The following is an 18,758-nucleotide window of genomic DNA, read 5'->3' on the forward strand; positions in this document are numbered from 1 at the left end:
GCGTAGTGCTTTGCGTCTTCGCGCCTTTGCGTGAGTCAATTATTCGCACGCAAAGGCGCAAAGCTCGCAAAGTGCCTGAGTTGATCAGGAGAAATGAGAGCTGTTTGCGATTCAATTTCACCGGCCTGCATCTCGCGTAGCTTCATGCGACATTTCTCACAGTTAACCAGGTGTTGCTCTACGAGTTGTCGGTTTTCTTGATTTAGATCCCCCGCCACGTATCCCGCCAACATCCCGCCGACGTCTCGGCACTCGCGGTTGATTGAGTCGAGGTCGATCGAGCTAGGTGTGAGGTAAAATGAAGCGACGACAAGAAGTAAAGCGCCAGTTAAAGTACTCGCGCCGAATCGGAGTAAATTGGCCTGTCGCCTCTTGGAGCGTACTCGCGCGACAGTTGAGGAGAGTGTTCCTTCTGCGCAGGGTGCCCAGCCGGCATCGTCTTTCGGTAGCATTTGCATCGTTTCCTTGTTTAGCGTAGTGGTGGTGTTTGAGTGGATTTCTGGCTGTCCGCGATTCGGATCTTTTCCAACAGGAGAGCCATTTTCTCAGCGTCGACGTAACCTTCCATTTTCGTCACAAACTTTCTGTCCGATGTGAAGACCAACGTCGTCGGAAATGCGTTAATTTGCATCACAGCCAAAAGCTCGTGATGTTTTTCGTCTGTTAGCTTTAAAGGCACATAATTCTGTTTGATCGCTTGCTGGACCTTTCCGTCCGTCCACGTCTCGCGGTCCATCTTCTTGCAATAGTGGCACCAATCGGCTCCCACACTGACCACGATCATTTTTCCCGAACGAGCAGCAACGCCCGCGGCTTCATCCGGAGAGTCAAACCATTTCCGATCCTGAGCACCTGCTGTCTGTGTCATTGCAAACATTAGAGTCAATGATGCGACCATTCCTCGAATAACATTCCGTTGCATGCTTTTTCCTCTGTATTGAGTGCGTCGTCGTCCGCTCAGCGAACGGTCCGGGGAGTCGCTACACTACGGAGCGACTGGCGATGTTGGGCGTCTGTGATCAATATCGTTCCAAGTGGCCTCTGCGATCTGTGCGAACCATCACAGCCATCTTCTATTTTTGGAAGATCTTTGTTGATGGATGAAACGCATGCCAGGCAAACCAAAATGCGTTCGCCCATTGGACGCCTTCGCCAGCGGCATTCACGCGAAGCGAATCGGTGGGAGCGTCATACGCGACCTCAACTTGCTCGCCATTGACTGCGACCGAAGCTGTCCCCGACTTTCCTCGGAAATAGGACGCCGGCACAACGATCGAATCCGTACCCGCCCAGACGGCGATAACTCGTTCTTTGAGAGGCAAGCTCGCGTTCTGTGGAACTGCAGGGAACATGAGCCCAGGCTGCTTGAAGTAGCTGGTGTAGAAATTCCTGCGATAGTCTCGTTGGAACCCGAGTTCAGTTGACATGACATCGGTTTCCGGATGTTTTGCCTGCCACGCGTTCCAACTGGTCAACTCCATGGGCAGCGTTTGCAGCTTGATCCCTTTGGCTGGCCCTGAGACGCCTTCCATCTTCATCTGTGACCAGAGGCTCTCCTTTTCACTGCGGTCGTACATCAGCACATTGCTGTTGTAGAGCAAGCCAGAAACGCCGAACTCCTTCACGCCGATGTCTGTCGTTCGGTCGAACACGATTACGGAATCACACAGCGGGCAGTAGGTCACCGCGATGGGTGTATCGCCAAGCTTGTCGTTGACGATTTCGTGCTGCGTTAGTATCGAGATCGGGTACGCCCGAGCTTGTCCATTTAGGGCCACCCCGACGACACGATCGTTGGCTTTGAGGAAGCGGGCGTCAGCGGCTGCAACGGTCTGTGGGCTGGTGATCGCGGGAATGCCGTCTTTGGGCGGGCCACCCCCGCGTATTTCTGCTGCAGGAATACTCAGATCGCGTAGGTCAAAGGACGGGGGCTGTCGCTGTTGGACTTGAGTCACCTGCGAGGGATCTAGGCGATCACCCTCGTTTAACCGCGTGGGCAAAGCCCCGCGATTCGTCCATACAGCAATCGAGACAGCCGCCAGTAACAGAATGCTGCCCATAAAGATCGATCTTGCCATCGCTAACCTCCCAGTATTGCCCTTCGCGCTGCGAAGGTAGTGCTTGCCGACTCGTCCGCAAAGCGAACAACATCAATCTTTACCACGATCAGTTCCCACTTCTGTGATGATTCGCACATTCACCGGATCACGTACGGCAGGTATTAGCTCGCCGCGATGGACTTTCTAGGCAACAGGCGCGAGACGCTCGCTATCCTGGATTTGGCGGGCTACAATAGGCGAAGAGATTCGATTTTTCGATCAACAAAAAGGAGTTCACCTTGAAAAATGAAGAATCAGTAGCAACCGCCGCTCGACCAATCTTTGAATCATTGAAAAGTCAGCTTGAAATGGAGCACCTAAACCGGTTTGTTTCAATTGAGCCGCAGTCCGGCGAGCATTTCGTTGCTGACACATTAAGCGAAGCCATCGGACAGTCGAGAAAAAAGTACCCTGATCGACTAGTCCACACGTTTCGGATCGGCCACGCTGCCGCTGTACACTTCGGAATGCAGACTCAATGAAGGGCTTTGATTGCCAGTTGACTTGGTTTGGGCGAATCAGGGAACTGGAGGTTATCGCAAATTCTGGCCAAACACCTTTGTTAGGTGTTGGCTTGCTGTTGGCAAAAGAGCTTTGTGTCGACTACACAAATCTTGAGTTATCTCTTGAGCTAAAGCCTAAGTACGCAGCAGAATAGCCCACCAAAAGATGTTATCTGCCCAAAAGGTTGAGCAACTCATTTGCTGATCTCCTTCAGCAGCTCCTTCACATCAAGCCGCTGACGATAGTCTGGGTTGCTATGTGCGAATGTGACCACGCCTTCCTTGCTAACGACATAGATGGCCGGAATGGGCAGCGCATGGTGGGTTTGGCCAGATGCCTTCTCGAGGTCGATGCCAAACCCCTTGTATTTGGTAACCGTTGCGTCGTCGACTTTGAACGCCAAGCCAAAACCCGAGGTCGCGTTCAGCTCAGAATCTGAATAGAGCGAGAACGGAATGGAACTCTTATCGATGTTGGCTTTCGTGCTCTCAACTGAGTCAGGGCTGACGCCGATCATCTCGAAGCCTTTCTCCATCAGTTCCGGATAGACTTTGATAAGCTGTTGGGTGTGCTTGGTACAAATGGGGCACCATCCACCGCGAAAGAAGACGATAACCAGCGGCTTCTCCTGATGAAGCGATGCAAGCGAAACATCCTTTCCATCCAAGCCCTTTAACGTCACCTCCGGAATTTTCTGCCCCTTCTCCAACGGCTTGGTCGCCGTTGGCTCGGCTGCGATCGGGCGTTCTTGAGCTGATGCGCCTGGCAACATGACGAATGAAGGAAGTAAAGCCGCAAAGAGTAATCGAGTGATCATTTTGAATTAACCTTGTGTTGATGAAAAAAAACTAAGTCCGGTTGCTGGTTTGGAAGCCGACCGCATCGCGAATGCGACAACTTCCGACATCGGCAAGTGATCTCCTTCGTCCTTGCCGTAGTACGCTTTGACGATGACGCCATCGCCATCAATTAAGAAATCCGCCGGCATTGTCGTCATGCTGCCGCGTATGGTCGTCGGCAGGTTCCCCATGAGCATCGATTTGATGAGCGTCGGGAACCTGAATATCATACCGCGCATGACGCCGGCCAATGAACGCTCGACGCGATAGGCCTTGTAGGACTGATTGGATTCGTCGGCCAGCACTGGAAACGGTGCCTCATGCTTGGCAACGTGCCGCTGCAGATTCTCGAGCGAAGAATCAAAGACGGCCACAAGTTCGAAATTGCCACCGAATTCAGCATACGAGTTGACGAGTCGGTGCATTCGCAAGTTGCAGAAAGGGCAGCCGGCAAAGCGATAAAAGGAGAGCATGTAAGCTCGACCAGCAAGGGTACGAGTATCGAAAGCACTTCCGTCAATGTTCGGAAGCAATATCGCAGGTGCGGTCTGCCCAGCTTGCAATCTCATGACGCACTCTGCGTTTCGCTCGTTACCGAAGGTGTCCAGGCATACTTTTTGGCAAAGTCGTCCAAGGGCGTTTGCGCTAAATGATTTACGAAGTTGGAGAGGGTCTTCTGTGCAATCCCAACGAGTACTTCCAGCGCATGCTTGGGTTCGTATCCCGCAGCCAGGAACGCCGATTGTTCTTCGTCCGAAACCTGTCCGTTCTTCTTAACCAGTGCTAGCGTGAACTGGCGCAATGCTTCCAACTTCGCATCCGCCAACGACTCGCCGGTTCGAAGTGAATCGATGAGCGGTTGTTCCAATCCGTCCATGTGCGCGATGGCGGTGTGCGCCGGCACGCAATAGTGACATTCGTTCGCGGTACTCACGGTCAGCCATACGACGCTTCGCTCTTCTGCTGTCAGCGAGGTTTGAGTGAACAGGTGATGTAGGTCCTGGTAGGCTTGAAGCGATTGGGGCGACTCCGCCATGACCGCGTGCAGATTCGGGATCATCCGCCAAGCCTTAAGCGACTTCTCGAGCAGTGGTTGCGAACCTTCAGGGGCGGTTTCGACGGTGTGGGTGGTAAATTGCATGGCATTACTCCTAGTTAACGCGAACGTAGTAACGGACCGAGCGGTCCAAAATATGGCAAAAAAAATTATGTGAGGATCGAATCGAGCACTTTTTGGGCGACCGCCTTGGCATCCCTTGGTGGCATACCGCCTTTAATCATGGTTCGCACGCCGCTCATCAGGGTCGTGATCGCTTTGGCAAGCAACTTCGGCGAGCTAGTGGTTGCGAACTCACCGTTACGAACCGCCATTTGAATGGCTGACTCGAATGCCTTCTGAATGGCTTCCAGTGCGACGCGAACGTCCTCGGTAAACTGCGTCTTGTGCTGACCGAACTCGACGGCCGAGTTTACGATCAGGCATCCTTTGGGATCACCAGAGGTCGCATCGTCGATCGCCTCCTGAAAGATCGCGTCCAGAAAATTGCGAAGCGATGACGCCCCCGACCGGACTTGATCCAAGTGGCAGACGATCATCTGCTGGTAGTCCTTCAGGCACGCACGATAGAGAGCCTCTTTGCTCTTAAACTCAGAGTAGAAGCTGCTCTTTGACAGCGACATGACGCCCAGCAAGTCGTCCAACGACGTAGCTGTGTAGCCTCGTCGCCAGAATAAATCCGTGGCGGCTTGAAGCGCGACTTGTTGGTCAAAATTCTTTGGTCTGCCTATCATGTCCCCAGTATTGGACCGCTCGGTACGGAAGTCAAGAGCTATTACCTCCTTCGAAAAGTGCAGACGCTCTGGGTGTTTGATTTCGCACAGAAGTATTTTTGCCGAACGTCGATAATCGAACCGGTCACCTGTGCGTGTGCGGGGTGACGACAGTCGAAAGATTTTAGCCTAAATCGCGAGCGAGCTGTAAGAACGGCGAGGTTTGAACGACAGGCTAATAGGACCTGCGCAAGGTCGATAAGTGTTCGCAGAAACTTTTTAAGGAGCGTTTTGTTATGGCAATTTTCAAGTCTCTCGCAGTGGTGGCTTCCATCGTTGGATTGGTCGGCATCGGTACGGTCGTGCGTCGCACCGTAGATTCGAAAGCTAGCCCGGTTTGCAGCGATTCATCCTGTCAGCTTTGCAATGTGGCCGGAGCGAGCGTCGACGGCACGTGCTCCTGTGGCCAGTGCTCCGATAGCGAGTGTTTAGGGCATGTCGATGGAACTTCGTTTGTCTTTGAAGGTAAGGCACCGGCCTGCTCGGCTTGCGCTCATGAACTAAATGTCGTGCCTGACGGTGACGTCGTTCCCGGAGAGATAACGGATACGGGAGACGTCCTCAACGATATGCGCAACGACAATCTGGTCACCGCAACAGATGTGACATTTGCGGCGCACGTTAACTCCAAGTCAGGCATGGTTCTTGTTGACTTCTACGCCGATTGGTGTTGGCCATGCAAAGTCCAAGGCACGATTCTGGCTGACTATGCTCGCAGCAATCCAAGCGTCACCGTTGTCAAAGTCAATGTGGACGACAGTCCCGAATTGGCCGCCAAGTTCAAAATCACAGGGATTCCCGCCCTGAAAGTCTTCCGTGGCGATGTGCTATCGGCTGAGCACGTTGGGGTTGCTGATGCTGCAACGCTCGATGAACTGCTGGGTGGAAAGTAGTGATGTCTGTCCGAACGCAGCACATTCATTGGCAACTTCAACAAGGGCCTGCCGAAAGGAGGCGAGATGCTCACGAAAAGAACAGTGTTCGTAAGTGGCGTATTCACCAAGCGCTTCTGCTGGCCGGTTGTCGCAAGTGCATTTTGCCACCTGGTTCTTGCGTCTATGGCTGCGCTACTTTTGATCGAACTACCGCAAGATGACGTGTTTCAGTTGGAGCTTCGGTTGCAAGCCCCGGAGATATCCGAGTTGGAGGTGATCGCACATTTTGAAGTTCCACCTCCAAAGGTCGAGATCGAAACGCAAGTCGAAGTCGAAGATGTCGTAGTTCCCAGCATAAATTTGGACGTCTCGCTGGTCAGCCTCGGTGGCTTACAAGGAACGTTACCGACTGAGTCGCCGTCGAGCCAGATGATGATGGCAATCGGCAGGGCAACTTCTGGAATTGGGCAAGGCAGCGGTGACGCAGAACGCCGATCGGGCAACGGTCATGGTGGCATCGGAGCCTATGAACCATTCAACGCGTTGCTGGAGAACTTGCGACAAGGACTCGATCTAGTCATCGTGTTCGACAGTACGGGCAGCATGGAACGTGAGATAAACGTCATGAAATTGAACTTCATGCATCTCGCAACGCGGTTGCTAGAAGTGCTGCCGAATACGCGCATCGCTTGTGTGACCTACAAAGACACGACCGACACTCCGGCAGTGGCTTACTCATCGCTAACCAATGATCTTCGACACGTTCACGCTTTCCTGTCGCAGGTACAAGCGTCAGGTGGTGGACAGGACATCCCCGAGGCAGTCGAATTGGGACTCTGGCAGGCCATCGAGGGCTATCCTATTCGCGAAGACGCAGTGAAGGTTATCCTCCTTTTCGGAGACGCTCCGCCGCGCCCAGACGGATTCCAAAAGGCGATGGGCTTGGCTCAACAGTTTTCATCGAATTCCAAAAGCTTCATCAGTACCGTTTCCGTTCGCCGTTTGCAGCCCATTCCTGAGTTCTTCCATATTGCGTCCGCAGGTGGTGGTGACGCAATGATTCTGGGCAATGGAAACATTCTTCACGAACTTCTTCTGTTAATCTTCAGGCAAACGCACCGCGAAGAGGCTGCTCGTATTCTCAACATCAACAACTAGAGCCATGAATCAACTGACAACGCGACGGGTAACACACCGGCGGAGATTGCAGGCGCGACAGGCGAACGCAGCCCGCGAACGATTGAAATGCAAAGCACGATGGCAAGGAGCATGGACAGCGGGCCATAGGGAAATGCATTCACAATGCACACCCCTACAACGCCGGTCAGCGGTGGAGTTAATGCCAGAAAGAACGGTGACCGCGCCCACTTGCCACCTGGGTTTCGAATCACTTCATATGCCAGTGCCGCTAGCTCAGGAAAGAAGAGCAGCGGAAAGTTCAATATCGCGGCCAGTGCAGCGATGAATCCGAGGTAGCAAACCGAACACGCCTCTTGTATAAATTGAGTTGTTCGCGAAGCACTCATCTTGCAGGAAGTTGTGTTCCTAGAGAATTGTCTTGGTTCAGCTGGCTGGCGGAAGTGGCGTCTATCGGTTGAATTTGCCGGAAGGCAGTAATGATCCACAGAATTCCCGAGAGAAGCAAGAGTGGAATCAGCGGCCAGTCCACGGCAGTCACGACCGCAAATCCACACCTTTACCAAATGTAGTCCTTCGACCATGCACCGGCCTGGGGCAGCCAGACTAGCCACTGCCATGCGACAATCGCTAGAACCCCGCTTAGCCCCGTGGAGAATAAGCCAAGCGACATTCTGCGAATGGCCGAACTCGACCACTTCAACCGCAAGGGGAAGTAGACCAATGGAGGGCCAATGACGGCGAGCCATCCAGCATGCATGGCGACGAGCGCGGAGGTTTCGGGACCGCAACCCCAAGGTCCACAGACTGAATGAGCTGACGCCGAGACAAGTAGTTTGGTCTGGAGCGATCCCAACACGAGTGCTGCCCATGCGATGGGCAGCACGATGATCTCGCCAATTCTGAACAACATCATCGCCATCTTTCGTAATAAAAGTTGGTAACGCTCCCGCGGTGAAGCTACTTGGGGCGAATGCACACGGCTTCCACTGGATCGCTATCGGGCACTGTGGCTAACAACTCGCTCCGCCGAATCGCCACGTCGATGGGAGCGTCGAAGGCGATCTGGACGCGACCTCCGGAGATGCGAACCACCTTGATCCATACCTCGTTATGATTGTCCGATACGACGACGCTCTCACCAAGTTTTCGGGATAGAACTAACACTTTTGCACCTCCTGGCAGGGACTGATTTCCAAAACAAACAGATTCTCTCATCTATGGAATCACACGGCTGTGTGAATTAGCACGTTCGCAACGTTTTCTCTGATTTATCGAGTCCATCTTAACCATGTATTGAACAGCGACTTGACGGTCGGTGTCAGCTTCGTCCGATTGAACTGGTCGCCCAGCTTTCGGACCGCTTCCGCCTGCGTTGGATAGGGATGAATGACGGATGCGATCTTCCCGAGGCCGATGCGATGCTTCATCGCCATGACAATCTCACCGATCACGTCACCAGCATGTGCAGCCACGATGGTGGCACCGAGAATTTGGTCTGAACCTTTCTTGCAATACACACGAACGAAGCCATCCGTTTCACCGTCGAGTATGGCCCGGTCGACGCCCGAGAGTGGCTGAGGGAAGGTGTTTAACTCGATCCCCTTGTCGGCAGCTTCATGGGGATAGATACCCACGTGCGCGACTTCAGGAGACGTGTACGTGCACCACGGAATAATCAGCTTGCTGGCTTTGGCCCGCCCCATGAACAGCGTATTCTGAATGACGATACGAGCGAGAAAGTCGGCAGAATGCGTGAACTTATACTTGGAGCAGACGTCGCCTGCCGCATAGATATTCGAGTTGGTCGTTCGCAACCGATCGTCGACCTCAACGCCCTGTTGTGGGTGCGCCGCCACACCGACTGTTTCAAGTCCGAGTCCGTCGAGATTAGGTGTTCGGCCAATACCGACCAGAATTTGATCGCCACTGATTCGTTCTTCTTGCCCAGACCGCGATACGACAACCACGCGATCGGAACCATCCTTCTCGACACGAATCACTTTCGCTTCGAGCACGAACTCGACGCCATCCTTTTGCATAGCATTTTGGACGATCAAAGCGGCGTCGTCTTCTTCACGGCTCATGATGTGCGACGCTTGCTCGATCAGCGTGACTTGTGATCCAAAGCGAGCGAAGCTTTGAGCCATCTCGCAGCCGATGGGACCGCCGCCAATGACAATCAGGCGTTTGGGCAATTCCGTCAGAGAAAATATCGTCTCGTTGGTGAGGTAGCCGGTATCCTTCAAGCCTGGGATGGGCAGTTCAGCGGCACGTGCACCTGTGGCGATAACTGCCTTCTTGAAATGCAGCGTTTGGTCTCCGACGATGACCGTATTGCTGCTTGTGAAAGTACCCTGGCCAAAGTAGACGTCGATATCAAGTTCACTAAACCGTTTCGCGGAGTCGTGAGGACTGATCGAGGCTCGCAGTCGTCGCATGCGCTGCATGACTTCGGCAAAGTCAATATTCGGCGATGTCGATTGAATTCCGTAGTGCCCGGCGTCACGTATCGATGCTGCGTGGCGCGCAGCGGAGATCAGAGCTTTGGAAGGGACGCAGCCGACGTTCAAACAGTCGCCTCCCATCAACCCGCGTTCGATCAGTGCGACTTTGGCCCCCAGCCCAGCGGCTCCAGCAGCGGTTACCAACCCCGCAGTACCAGCCCCAATAACGACGAGGTTGTATCGACCATCAGGTACCGGATTCGTCCAGTCGATCGGATGGACATTCGACTGCAGCGTCTGGTTGTAATGGTCGGTTGGTTTCAGTTGTTCGAGATAGCTCATGGTTGACTTTCCGTGGTGGTGTTGGCTTTCGTTGAATCTTCTGCATGCTGCTGGCAGTCACGCTGGTAATGGGCAAAGAAGGCCATGACACGTTTAATCACCAGCGGTAGCAGCCCAAGAATCGCAAACGCGAGCAACAACTGCCAACTGATGACCTTGCCAACGCCTTCTTCCGCAAGTTGCTTCAGACTTGGAACCGTCGAACCTGCGTAGACGTAGGCTGCGGTTCCTGGCAACATGCCAAGTTGACTTACCCACCAAAACGTGATTGCACGAATCTTGGTCAGTCCCATAACTGCGTTGATGACAAAAAACGGGACTGCCGGAATCAATCGCAGGGTAAAGAGGTAAAACGCTCCTTCGCGATCAAAGGCGTCGTTAATGGACTCAAGCCGCTTCGCAAACTTCTGCTGGACCCAGCCCTGCAAAAAGTACCGCGTCATCAAGAACGCCATGGTTGCACCGCCCGTCGAGCCGAAGCTCACGACGAGTAGACCTTGCCAGAATCCAAAGTACCAACCGCAGGCCAAAGTTAGTACTGCAGCGCCAGGCAGCGAGAAGCCAGCGACCGCGACGTAAACTGCGATGGCCACGACCGCCGCCCAAAACGGGTAGCTTTGGCGATATTCGCGTAGGGCTGATTCTTGTGTCGCCAGGTACTCAAACGACAGCCGATCGCCAAGCAGCCAATATCCGCCTAAAGCCACAACTGCCAGCAAAGCTAGCAAGCCGATCTTTTTGGCGTTCCCTTGTTTCTGCTGAACATTGTCTTCCTGGGATAAATTGGCCGAATGGTTGGAGTTCGGCAGCGAATCGAGGTCTTTGACCATGGACACATCTTTCCCTTTAGGGTGGTCTGAACGAAAGGATGTCGGCGCAAACGGCCCAAGCTTACAGTCGCCGGAGCGGATTTTCTGAATACGGCTCGCTTATCACAAATTTCTTTCAAATTGAGCGATCAGCTGTAAGCAACGACCTTTTTCCACGACAGTCTGGAGAAGGATCGCGGAAGTATGAAACCACACAGAACGGAAATTGGTATTCGCCTACCATTTCGCCTGTGTCAGTTCGACGGAACGAGCCAAAGTCAAAATCAGCAGGAGCAAGTAATATGCAAACCAAAGCCTTAACGACCGCCATTGTCCTTTTCTCTGTCCTCGCACTCACGCTTGGCAGCGGTCTCTTGGCCGCAGACGTACTCGTCGGTGCGAATGTGGCGGCTGCCAGACAAACGCCGCTTGATCAAATCGACCATTCGGTCTGGGATGGACTTCTTAAGAAGTACGTCGACGACAAGGGCATGGTGAATTACAAGGCCTGGAAGGCCAACTCAGGAGATGCAGAGGCACTGGATCAGTACCTCGCTCACCTGTCACAATCCAACGGCAAGGGGACCAAAGAGCAGCAACTTGCCTTCTGGATCAACGCCTACAACGCGGTGACCGTCAAGGGAATCTTGCGAGAGTATCCGACGACGAGCATTCGCAATCACACGGCAAAGCTATTCGGATACAACATCTGGAAGAATCTGAAGCTAGTCGTCGGTGGCAAGCAAGTCTCGCTGGACGAAATGGAGCACCAAGTCCTTCGCAAAATGGGTGAACCGAGGATCCATTTCGCGATTGTGTGCGCGTCGATTGGCTGCCCTCGACTGTTGAATGAAGCGTATGTTGCTGAGCGGCTGGATGAGCAGCTTACGGTGAATTCCAAATCATTCTTCGCCGACGCATCGAAGTTTCGTTACGACGCCAATCGCCAGACTTTCTACACCTCGCCGATCATAGAGTGGTTTGGTGAAGACTTTGGAAACTCAGAGCCCGCACAGTTAAAAACGATCGCACCGTACATTTCGGAAGCTGCCGCATCTCAAGCGGCCGCGTCCGGTCGAGGGTCGATGTCGTTCGTTGACTACGACTGGGGACTAAACGACCAGAAATAATGTCGAGTGTGAGAGTCGGCACATTCGCGCAGGAAGCGCCGTGCCGATGAAGGGTAATGACACCCCGAATTGGTACATCGCGTTTCATATTCGTCATATGAACGCACAAACAACGAAATGAAAGGAATCAAATGAAAACGAGAATCGTAACATTAACCACGTTCATGATTGGATGCGTGACGTTGGCAAGTGGCTGTCATCATAATCGCGGATCCGTCGGAGGCTCATGTTCTGGAGGCTCTTACGGCACACCAAGCTATGGTGCAGCCGCTTCACCACCGGTGAGTTACCCAAGCGGTGGATCGTATAGCTCACAAGAAACCTATGCACCGTCGGGTAGCGGCGGTTCGGGTACAAGATCGGCTCCAGTCTTCCAAGGCTCAGGCAGTCGATAGTCACCAACACGGAGTCACTCATGATTAGATTGCTCGATCAAAACGCAACCCCATGCCAGAAATCCGATGCATTCGAGAATGAGTGGCTCTTGCAGACCGCGGTGATCATCCCTGCCAGGAACGAAGAGAAATCGCTAGGGCTCGTGCTCGGTGACCTGCCTAAAGTCGGCAAGGTCTTTGTGGTCGACAACGGATCAACCGATATGACGTCCCACGTTGCGCAGGCAAACGGCGCGTTCATCGTGGATGAGGAAGTCCCCGGCTACGGTCGGGCGTGTCGCGCCGGGATTCATGCCTTACGGAGGTACAACCGTCAGCTTAAATCCAAGCCTGACGCGACTGAGAAGCGGCATTCAATCGTCTATGTCGCCTTCCTGGATGCTGATTACAGCGACCATCCAGAATTGTTACCCAAGCTGATCGAACCACTTGCGAGCGGTACTGCTGACTTCGTGCTCGGATCGAGATTGTTGGGGGAGCGAGAGAAAGGGGCGATGCCCATGCAGAGCATTTGGGGCAATCGGCTGGCCTGCTTTCTGATCAACTGCATTTGGGGAGCACGCTACACTGATCTTGGACCGTTTCGTGCGCTGCGACTCGATACGCTCAATCAACTGAACATGAAAGATACCAACTTCGGTTGGACAGTCGAGATGCAGGTGAAAGCAAGCCAATCGGGCCTGCGCGTACTTGAGATCCCTGTGCCCTACCGTTGTCGAATCGGCCAGAGCAAGATCAGCGGAACGATCTCAGGTACGATCCGGGCTGGATACAAAATTCTGTTCACCATCGCAAAGTACGCGATGCTTCGTAAGAACAGTCGCGATGTCTGACGTTGCAAAACAGCGGATGCCACGGTCGGTCCAGGTACTCATCGGCGTTCAGTTAGCGATCTATGGCGTGATCGCCTGGCTTTCGCCACTCTTCGACTTCTACGCGGCCGAACGCGAACGTCCATTGCTGTTGGCGGTGAGTCTACTGCTTACCAACTTCGCACTGCATCTGTGGTCGCTGGCGATACTTTTGAAATCGCCCGATTCGAGGAGCCTCGGATGGCGAATCGTCTTGGTCGCTCTAGCGATGCGAGTGATCCTGATCGGCTCGACGCCGATCCAAGAAGTCGACATCTACCGGTACATCTGGGACGGCATCGTGGCGACGCAAGGGATCAGCCCATTCCGCTATCCGCCTTTAGCCATCGCGGATAAGGACAAGCCAACGAACGAACCAGAGCTCCAGCGCCTTCGCAGCTTAGTCGCCCAGGATGCCGGCATTCACGAGACACTGCATCGCGTTCACTTCCCCGAGTTGCCAACCGTCTATCCAACGACGAGCCAGTTTGTGTTTGCGGGCGCGGCCTTGGTTACCCCGGCTGACACATCGGTAACGACTCGCCTGTTGATCATGAAATCATGGATCGTTGCGTTTGACCTTGGTGCATTGGGCCTGATCTGGCTGCTGCTGCGACGTTTCGGTAAACACTCCGCTTGGCTCATAGCTTGGGGATGGTCGCCGCTTGTTCTTAAGGAGTTCGCCAACAGTGGGCACTTGGATTCGATTGCCGTGTTCTTCACCTTGGCCGCAACATACGTCTTAGCGATACAACCCACGCGCAAAAGTCGATGGGCCAGCGGTTTACTGATGGGGTTGGCCGTTGCATCCAAACTTTATCCAGTGATTCTCCTGCCACTCTGGATCGTCGCCTATTCAAAGCGAACCGGATGGCTAAAAGGAATTCAATTAGCAACGCTTGCAAGCCTGACCAGCTTTGCATTGCTTTTACCGATGGCATGGGATCGATTGCCATTCAGTCAACAAACAAGCGTGGCATCAGCCGACGCAACCGATCAAGGGTCGCTGCAAGGTTTAAGCACCTTTCTGATGCGATGGGAAATGAACGACTTGCTGTTCATGATCGTTGAAGAGAACATCCGGCCGGCCCATCATGTTCCGCAACAGCCATCGCTTTGGTTCGTGATCGTCCCAGACACCGTTCGACGATCTGTTACCGGGCAGTTAGCAGCGTGGTCAGGGCTGCCTGAAGATCGCATTCCTTTTCTGGCCACCCGAGCATTCACGGTGGTGATCTTCGGAATCATTCTTTGCTGGCTCGCTTGGCAGGCATGGCGAGAGCCTGAGCAACTGCCTCAGTGGATGTTCTTGGCATTGGCTTGGTTATGGTTTCTGTCGCCGACGCAGAATCCATGGTACTGGTGCTGGGCGCTGGCCTTTGTGCCTTTTGCCAACTCAAAGGTGTGGCTCGCCGTATCGGGTTTGAGCCTCATCTACTATCTGCGATTTTGGTTTCTATACCATTTTCCCGATGCGGGAGCCGCCGACGTCGGGATTCTAGGCACGGCTTATCGCGGAACAAGCTTTTTTGATTTTGTGGTCGTTTGGCTGGAATTTGCACCTTTCTTAGCGATCCTCGCCTTCATCGCTTTTCGGCGAAAACGAAAAAGTTCTCACAAAATGGGCGAGGCAGTGTAAGGACGGATCGATTCAAACGACAACCTGGTATGCAGCCAGCCACAGCTCGTGCTAATCGCGACGATGGAATTGCATCAAACCAACTAAATGACACAACAAAGTGAGGAGAATAAAGGATGAGTAGGACTCAAGAAGCGACCGGCGAAGTAGCTGAAGCAAGTGTCTATCGCCGATATGCCGCAGCCGCTAACGAACGAGAAGCCGCACTGTGTTGTCCCGTTGAGTACGCTGCCGATTTTCTTTCCGTGATTCCCGACGAAGTGATCGAGCGAGATTACGGCTGTGGTGATCCCACGCCTTACGTGAAGCCCGGCGACACCGTGCTTGATCTTGGCTCCGGGGGTGGCAAGCTGTGCTTCATCGCGGCTCAAGTCGTCGGTGCGGAGGGACGCGTCATCGGCGTGGACTGCAATCGCGAAATGTTGGCGCTGGCCAAGAAACACGCTCCGACCGTCGCCGACCGAATTGGACATGCGAATGTCGAATTCCGTTACGGTATGATCCAGGATCTTCGGCTAGATCTTGCTTTGCTCGAAGAAGAGTTGGCCAAACACCCGGTGCGAAGCTCTGAAGATTTCCTGCGACTGCGGCATCTGCAAGAAACGCTGCGTTACGACCATCCCTTGATCGAAGATGACTCTGTGGATTGTGTCGTATCGAACTGCGTGCTGAATTTGGTTCGCCAAGAAGATCGCAAGACACTCTTCGCCGAGCTTTTCCGAGTTCTCAAGCGTGGCGGCCGAGCAGCGATCAGCGACATCGTTTCCGATGAGACAGTCCCTGAAGAGATGAAGCGTGATCCGGAACTCTGGTCAGGTTGTCTCTCCGGTGCATTTCGGGAAGATGAATTCCTCAAGGCCTTCGAAGACGCCGGATTCTACGGCATCGAGATCGCCAAACGAGCCAAGGATCCTTGGCAAACCATCAATGGCATCGAGTTCCGATCCGTGACGATCGTTGCTTACAAAGGAAAGCAAGGGCCATGTCTCGAGCGGAACCAAGCAGTCGTTTATCGCGGTCCGTTTAAGAAGGTCGAGGACGACGATGGTCACATTTACTGCCGTGGTGAGCGGATGGCTGTTTGTGACAAGACCTACCAGTTGTTGTCTCGCGCACCCTACGAAGGCTTGTTCGACGCCATTGAACCTCGAGTCTCGGTACCTCTCGAAGCAGCGGGCGTGTTCAATTGCAAGCGCGCTAAGATCCGCGACCCGCGTGAAACCAAGGGGCAAGACTACGAAGCCACGACCGACTCTGCGGGCCCGTGCTGTGGCCTAGACACGGATTGTTGCTAGGGCGAGTTGATACTTCAAAACCAATGGAATCGATCATGAAACTTCAAACCCTACAAAGAACGGGCAACTCGCTTGCTTCGCCAATCGAGCAATTGCATATCTTGCAAGACAGGCGGCCGAGTCACGTGGCTCCGTTCAGCAATAGGCTTGCCGAGCACGGTGTTTTGCCGCTGTACCGCAAGCAACTGACTACGCTACAAATCAACGTCGGCAAGGTATGCAACCAGACATGCACGCATTGCCATGTCGATGCTGGGCCCGATCGTCGCGAGAGCATGACTTACGAAACAGCTCGACAAGTGATTGATTTCCTGGCCAGGTCAGAAGTCAAAACGCTCGACATCACTGGCGGTGCTCCCGAGATGAATCCGCAATTCCGAATGCTGGTGAAAGAAGCCCGAAAGCTCGATAAACAAGTCACCGATCGTTGCAACCTTACGATCTTGCTCGCTAATGGTTTTACGGATCTGCCAGAGTTCCTAGCTGAACATCAAGTTAGCGTCGTCGCGTCGCTGCCATGCTACTTGGAAGAAAACTGCGATGCTCAACGAGGCAGCGGTGTGTTCGTCAAATCGATCGAAGCTATTCGCAGACTGAACGAACTTGGCTACGCGCAGCCGAATTCCAATTTGCAACTTGACCTTGTCTACAATCCAACCGGCCTCGGTCTACCCCCAGAGCAACTAAAGCTGGAGGCCTCCTACAAATCGGAACTCGACGCGCGTTATGGCATTCAGTTCAACAATCTGCTGACGATCACCAATATGCCGGTCAGTCGATTCCTGGATGATCTACTTCGACGCGGCAAGTATGAAGAGTATTTAGGGAAGCTGATTCAAAGCTTCAATCCGAGCACCATCGACAATTTGATGTGTCGCTCTCTGCTCTCGGTGGACTGGAACGGATTCATCTACGATTGCGACTTCAATCAAATGCTCGACCTTGTAGTCTCGGAAGGTAATGAACGAGTCCACATATCTCAATTGACCGACGATCTCCTTGCGGATCGCCCCATTCGAACCGCCAACCACTGTTATGGATGCACAGCGGGTTGTGGATCAAGTTGCGGAGGCAGCCTTGTTTAACCGCGTGGGCATCGTCCCGCGTTCGAGTTGCGAAACGTCAGGAACAACGCGGCCCGTTGGGCACGCGGTTAAACGATGGCTAACCTAACTGATCATCTGCTAATTTTTGCCAGACTGCCAAAGGCTGGAGCCAACAAGACGAGGTTGATCCCTGCGCTCGGAGCGGAGAATGCGACGCTGGTGTATCGTCAGTTGGTTGACCGAACCCTGAGCCAAGCACGGCAACTAGCAACCGAACGGCGCTGCCAAGCAACCGTCTGCTACACCGGTGGATCGGCCTGCGAAGTTCGAGCCACATTTGGTGACGATCTGACGTATTGCGAACAGAAGGGATCGTCGCTGGGCGATCGGCTGCAACATGCAACGAAATCGGCATTTGAAGCCGGCGCCAAACGAGTCGTTGTTATCGGCACCGACTGCCCGAGTCTAACCTCAAGTGATTTGACAAACGCTTTCGATCAACTCGAAACACATGACGTTGTCATCGGGCCGGCACAGGATGGGGGATACTATTTGATTGGCCTCAACGCTCAACGTGCCTCGCTGTTTGCCGATATCGACTGGAGCACTTCTCAGGTTCTCGAGCAAACATTGCACAGGACCAGGGAGTTGGGGCTACGCGTTCATCTGTTACGAATGTTGCCCGATGTTGATTATCCGGAAGACTTATTGCCGTTACGCCGAGACAACGATTGTCATCTTCTTCCATTCCAGACAGCAGCGGATAGGCTCTCCGTCATTATCCCAACGCTCAACGAAGAAATGAATCTGCAGCGAGCGCTCGACTCCGTGGGCTCGCCCAGTGACAATTTGGAAGTGATCGTCGTCGACGCGGGAAGTTCGGACCATACGGTCGAGATTGCCCAACGTCATGGCTGCAAAGTCTTCGGTGGCAATCCAGGTCGTGCAAATCAGATGAACGCAGGAGCCGCCATCGCCACGGGCGATCACTTGCTGTTTCTCCATGCCGACACGCGACTCCCAACCGACTACCGTTTCGAAGTCGATCGTGTTCTCGCCACAGCGGTCGCCTGTGGAGCTTTCCCATTGCAAATTGATGCCCCAGGACTTGCTCTCCGAATGGTCGAATTAGGCGTTGCATTCCGATCGCGGATACTGCAGATGCCTTACGGAGATCAAGCGTTGTTCTTTCGATCGGCTGACTTCTACGCACAGAACGGCTTCAAGCAGATGTCTATCATGGAAGACTACGAGCTTGTGTCACGAATGCGCAAGATAGGAAAAATTGGCATTGCAATGGCACCTGTGAAGACCTCTGCACGGCGATGGCTAAAGAAAGGAGTTCTGAAAACAACATTCATCAATCAGTTGTGTGTGCTTGCCCATCATCTTGGATTCTCAGACAAAGCCATCGTAAGGCTATACCGTCGTCGTCCTGAGGTCGATGATGAAGTACGCTGAGGAAGGTTTGCAGGACCATGAGAGAAGTCGAATCGTCGCAGTTTGATGCTTTGCTCATT

General features: G+C 53.5%; 22 protein-coding genes. 10 read left to right on the forward strand and 12 right to left on the reverse strand.

Annotated elements, in window-relative coordinates; genetic code table 11:
- Positions 1 to 35 precede the first annotated feature (35 nt).
- The 3 genes from SH302x_RS15870 to SH302x_RS15880 form a co-directional block, all read right to left on the reverse strand.
- On the reverse strand, positions 36 to 458 hold the full coding sequence (locus tag SH302x_RS15870; protein ID WP_479363375.1) for an anti-sigma factor family protein: 423 nt from the start codon (positions 456 to 458) through the stop codon (positions 36 to 38).
- Positions 459 to 469: 11 nt separating this feature from the next.
- Complete coding sequence (locus tag SH302x_RS15875) at positions 470 to 922, reverse strand: thioredoxin family protein (RefSeq protein ID WP_479363376.1); 453 nt, start codon at positions 920 to 922, stop codon at positions 470 to 472.
- A 151-nt stretch (positions 923 to 1,073) separates the two neighbouring features.
- Positions 1,074 to 2,078 carry a DUF3179 domain-containing protein gene (locus SH302x_RS15880; RefSeq protein ID WP_479363377.1) on the reverse strand — a complete coding sequence of 335 codons (1,005 nt, stop codon included), beginning with the start codon at positions 2,076 to 2,078 and terminating at the stop codon, positions 1,074 to 1,076.
- 260 nt (positions 2,079 to 2,338) lie between these two features.
- Here SH302x_RS15880 and SH302x_RS15885 point away from each other — a divergent pair, with 260 nt between their 5' ends.
- Both SH302x_RS15885 and SH302x_RS15890 read left to right on the forward strand, forming a co-directional pair.
- Positions 2,339 to 2,581: a hypothetical protein gene (locus SH302x_RS15885; protein WP_479363378.1), complete on the forward strand. Its 243-nt coding sequence runs from the start codon at positions 2,339 to 2,341 to the stop codon at positions 2,579 to 2,581.
- The gene (locus tag SH302x_RS15890) at positions 2,578 to 2,757 is read left to right on the forward strand and encodes a hypothetical protein (protein ID WP_479363379.1); all 180 of its coding nucleotides are present in this window, start codon (positions 2,578 to 2,580) and stop codon (positions 2,755 to 2,757) included. Before SH302x_RS15885 ends, SH302x_RS15890 begins: the two co-directional genes overlap by 4 nt.
- A 39-nt stretch (positions 2,758 to 2,796) precedes the next feature.
- Here the strand turns inward: SH302x_RS15890 and SH302x_RS15895 are convergent, their stop codons facing one another.
- The 4 genes from SH302x_RS15895 to SH302x_RS15910 all read right to left on the reverse strand — a co-directional run bounded on the left by SH302x_RS15895 (position 2,797) and on the right by SH302x_RS15910 (position 5,233).
- The gene (locus SH302x_RS15895; protein ID WP_479363380.1) at positions 2,797 to 3,420 is read right to left on the reverse strand and encodes a peroxiredoxin-like family protein; all 624 of its coding nucleotides are present in this window, start codon (positions 3,418 to 3,420) and stop codon (positions 2,797 to 2,799) included.
- Positions 3,421 to 3,426: 6 nt separating this feature from the next.
- Positions 3,427 to 4,011 carry a peroxiredoxin-like family protein gene (locus SH302x_RS15900; RefSeq protein WP_479363381.1) on the reverse strand — a complete coding sequence of 195 codons (585 nt, stop codon included), beginning with the start codon at positions 4,009 to 4,011 and terminating at the stop codon, positions 3,427 to 3,429.
- Positions 4,008 to 4,583, reverse strand: a complete 576-nt coding sequence (locus SH302x_RS15905) for a carboxymuconolactone decarboxylase family protein (RefSeq protein WP_479363382.1) — start codon at positions 4,581 to 4,583, stop codon at positions 4,008 to 4,010. The genes SH302x_RS15900 and SH302x_RS15905 overlap by 4 nt, the downstream gene beginning before the upstream one ends.
- 65 nt (positions 4,584 to 4,648) lie before the next feature.
- Positions 4,649 to 5,233, reverse strand: coding sequence for a TetR/AcrR family transcriptional regulator (locus tag SH302x_RS15910; RefSeq protein WP_479363383.1), 585 nt, complete (start codon positions 5,231 to 5,233; stop codon positions 4,649 to 4,651).
- A 275-nt stretch (positions 5,234 to 5,508) separates the two neighbouring features.
- Here SH302x_RS15910 and SH302x_RS15915 point away from each other — a divergent pair, with 275 nt between their 5' ends.
- Positions 5,509 to 6,165, forward strand: coding sequence for a thioredoxin family protein (locus SH302x_RS15915; protein ID WP_479363384.1), 657 nt, complete (start codon positions 5,509 to 5,511; stop codon positions 6,163 to 6,165).
- 165 nt (positions 6,166 to 6,330) lie between these two features.
- Positions 6,331 to 7,305: a vWA domain-containing protein gene (locus SH302x_RS15920; RefSeq protein WP_479363385.1), complete on the forward strand. Its 975-nt coding sequence runs from the start codon at positions 6,331 to 6,333 to the stop codon at positions 7,303 to 7,305.
- On the opposite strand, the gene SH302x_RS15925 is transcribed toward SH302x_RS15920, so the two are convergent.
- From SH302x_RS15925 to SH302x_RS15945, 5 genes are all read right to left on the reverse strand, one after another.
- A complete protein-coding gene (locus tag SH302x_RS15925; protein WP_479363386.1) occupies positions 7,302 to 7,673 on the reverse strand; it encodes a hypothetical protein in 372 nt (123 codons plus the stop codon). The genes SH302x_RS15920 and SH302x_RS15925 overlap by 4 nt on opposite strands.
- Positions 7,674 to 7,843: 170 nt before the next feature.
- Complete coding sequence (locus tag SH302x_RS15930) at positions 7,844 to 8,200, reverse strand: hypothetical protein (RefSeq protein WP_479363387.1); 357 nt, start codon at positions 8,198 to 8,200, stop codon at positions 7,844 to 7,846.
- Between the two features lie 44 nt (positions 8,201 to 8,244).
- The gene (locus SH302x_RS15935; RefSeq protein ID WP_479363388.1) at positions 8,245 to 8,451 is read right to left on the reverse strand and encodes a carbon storage regulator; all 207 of its coding nucleotides are present in this window, start codon (positions 8,449 to 8,451) and stop codon (positions 8,245 to 8,247) included.
- A 104-nt stretch (positions 8,452 to 8,555) separates the two neighbouring features.
- Positions 8,556 to 10,073, reverse strand: coding sequence for a mercuric reductase (locus tag SH302x_RS15940; RefSeq protein WP_479363389.1), 1,518 nt, complete (start codon positions 10,071 to 10,073; stop codon positions 8,556 to 8,558).
- A complete protein-coding gene (locus tag SH302x_RS15945; RefSeq protein ID WP_479363390.1) occupies positions 10,070 to 10,903 on the reverse strand; it encodes a TVP38/TMEM64 family protein in 834 nt (277 codons plus the stop codon). The genes SH302x_RS15940 and SH302x_RS15945 overlap by 4 nt, the downstream gene beginning before the upstream one ends.
- Before the next feature lie 281 nt (positions 10,904 to 11,184).
- Between SH302x_RS15945 and SH302x_RS15950 the strand changes: the two genes are divergently transcribed.
- From SH302x_RS15950 to SH302x_RS15975, 6 genes are all read left to right on the forward strand, one after another.
- Complete coding sequence (locus SH302x_RS15950) at positions 11,185 to 12,012, forward strand: DUF547 domain-containing protein (protein WP_479363391.1); 828 nt, start codon at positions 11,185 to 11,187, stop codon at positions 12,010 to 12,012.
- Positions 12,013 to 12,427: 415 nt separating this feature from the next.
- Positions 12,428 to 13,240 (forward strand): glycosyltransferase family 2 protein, encoded by an 813-nt coding sequence (locus tag SH302x_RS15955; protein ID WP_479363392.1) that lies wholly within the window; start codon positions 12,428 to 12,430, stop codon positions 13,238 to 13,240.
- Complete coding sequence (locus SH302x_RS15960; RefSeq protein WP_479363393.1) at positions 13,233 to 14,897, forward strand: hypothetical protein; 1,665 nt, start codon at positions 13,233 to 13,235, stop codon at positions 14,895 to 14,897. The genes SH302x_RS15955 and SH302x_RS15960 overlap by 8 nt, the downstream gene beginning before the upstream one ends.
- Before the next feature lie 116 nt (positions 14,898 to 15,013).
- On the forward strand, positions 15,014 to 16,192 hold the full coding sequence (locus SH302x_RS15965; RefSeq protein ID WP_479363394.1) for a DUF8838 domain-containing protein: 1,179 nt from the start codon (positions 15,014 to 15,016) through the stop codon (positions 16,190 to 16,192).
- Between the two features lie 35 nt (positions 16,193 to 16,227).
- Positions 16,228 to 17,277 (forward strand): arsenosugar biosynthesis radical SAM (seleno)protein ArsS, encoded by a 1,050-nt coding sequence (gene arsS, locus SH302x_RS15970; protein WP_479363395.1) that lies wholly within the window; start codon positions 16,228 to 16,230, stop codon positions 17,275 to 17,277.
- Positions 17,278 to 17,352: 75 nt separating this feature from the next.
- On the forward strand, positions 17,353 to 18,699 hold the full coding sequence (locus SH302x_RS15975; RefSeq protein WP_479363396.1) for a TIGR04283 family arsenosugar biosynthesis glycosyltransferase: 1,347 nt from the start codon (positions 17,353 to 17,355) through the stop codon (positions 18,697 to 18,699).
- Positions 18,700 to 18,758: the final 59 nt, after the last annotated feature.

It is taken from the genome of Njordella calcicola, from assembly GCF_056494125.1.

Coding starts and splice junctions, on each gene's coding strand:
- SH302x_RS15870 (WP_479363375.1), bottom strand. CDS start 458: ATGCAAATGCTACCGAAAGACGATGCCGGCTGGGCACCCTGCGCAGAA.
- SH302x_RS15875 (WP_479363376.1), bottom strand. CDS start 922: ATGCAACGGAATGTTATTCGAGGAATGGTCGCATCATTGACTCTAATG.
- SH302x_RS15880 (WP_479363377.1), bottom strand. CDS start 2,078: ATGGCAAGATCGATCTTTATGGGCAGCATTCTGTTACTGGCGGCTGTC.
- SH302x_RS15890 (WP_479363379.1), top strand. CDS start 2,578: ATGAAGGGCTTTGATTGCCAGTTGACTTGGTTTGGGCGAATCAGGGAA.
- SH302x_RS15895 (WP_479363380.1), bottom strand. CDS start 3,420: ATGATCACTCGATTACTCTTTGCGGCTTTACTTCCTTCATTCGTCATG.
- SH302x_RS15900 (WP_479363381.1), bottom strand. CDS start 4,011: ATGAGATTGCAAGCTGGGCAGACCGCACCTGCGATATTGCTTCCGAAC.
- SH302x_RS15905 (WP_479363382.1), bottom strand. CDS start 4,583: ATGCAATTTACCACCCACACCGTCGAAACCGCCCCTGAAGGTTCGCAA.
- SH302x_RS15910 (WP_479363383.1), bottom strand. CDS start 5,233: ATGATAGGCAGACCAAAGAATTTTGACCAACAAGTCGCGCTTCAAGCC.
- SH302x_RS15915 (WP_479363384.1), top strand. CDS start 5,509: ATGGCAATTTTCAAGTCTCTCGCAGTGGTGGCTTCCATCGTTGGATTG.
- SH302x_RS15920 (WP_479363385.1), top strand. CDS start 6,331: ATGGCTGCGCTACTTTTGATCGAACTACCGCAAGATGACGTGTTTCAG.
- SH302x_RS15925 (WP_479363386.1), bottom strand. CDS start 7,673: ATGAGTGCTTCGCGAACAACTCAATTTATACAAGAGGCGTGTTCGGTT.
- SH302x_RS15930 (WP_479363387.1), bottom strand. CDS start 8,200: ATGATGTTGTTCAGAATTGGCGAGATCATCGTGCTGCCCATCGCATGG.
- SH302x_RS15940 (WP_479363389.1), bottom strand. CDS start 10,073: ATGAGCTATCTCGAACAACTGAAACCAACCGACCATTACAACCAGACG.
- SH302x_RS15945 (WP_479363390.1), bottom strand. CDS start 10,903: ATGGTCAAAGACCTCGATTCGCTGCCGAACTCCAACCATTCGGCCAAT.
- SH302x_RS15950 (WP_479363391.1), top strand. CDS start 11,185: ATGCAAACCAAAGCCTTAACGACCGCCATTGTCCTTTTCTCTGTCCTC.
- SH302x_RS15955 (WP_479363392.1), top strand. CDS start 12,428: ATGATTAGATTGCTCGATCAAAACGCAACCCCATGCCAGAAATCCGAT.
- SH302x_RS15960 (WP_479363393.1), top strand. CDS start 13,233: ATGTCTGACGTTGCAAAACAGCGGATGCCACGGTCGGTCCAGGTACTC.
- SH302x_RS15965 (WP_479363394.1), top strand. CDS start 15,014: ATGAGTAGGACTCAAGAAGCGACCGGCGAAGTAGCTGAAGCAAGTGTC.
- arsS (WP_479363395.1), top strand. CDS start 16,228: ATGAAACTTCAAACCCTACAAAGAACGGGCAACTCGCTTGCTTCGCCA.
- SH302x_RS15975 (WP_479363396.1), top strand. CDS start 17,353: ATGGCTAACCTAACTGATCATCTGCTAATTTTTGCCAGACTGCCAAAG.